Below are 367 nucleotides of genomic sequence, written 5' to 3'. Positions count from 1 at the left end.
TTTATCTTTAAGTTTATAAAATACTTCTACACCGTTTCCAGTTGTATCAGAAGCATTATAGTGTATACTTGTAAATAAATCTGGTCTCAAAGAATTAGATAAAGCAGTTCTATTTCCAAGAGATAAAGTCTTATCTGTATCTCTTGTCATGATTACATTGATTCCCTTTGAACGTAAATACTCAGTTGTTGCAAGTGAAGTATTTAAAGTATAGTCTTTTTCTTTAATACCTCCCAACGATTTACCTGTTGTTCCAGTATCCGAACCACCATGTCCTGGGTCAATCATAACTGTCTTAGCTCCATTAGTTCCTGGGTCTGTTGGAGTTGTATTGTGTTTAGATAATGATGATGCTATAGAACTCATT

The 367-nt window shown here is 33.5% G+C and carries 1 protein-coding gene; it reads right to left on the bottom strand.

Annotated features, from left to right (window positions below; genetic code table 11):
* Nucleotides 1–367, bottom strand: a 367-nt coding sequence (locus KGF39_RS19570) for an N-acetylmuramoyl-L-alanine amidase (protein WP_227823587.1), incomplete at both ends; no start/stop codon positions are given.

Source organism: Clostridioides sp. ZZV14-6345, from assembly GCF_020657775.1.
Taxonomy (GTDB): Bacteria; Bacillota; Clostridia; order Peptostreptococcales; family Peptostreptococcaceae; genus Clostridioides; species Clostridioides difficile_D.
Note: the sequence above shows the minus strand (reverse complement) of the source record. Positions and strands in the feature narration are given on the sequence as shown.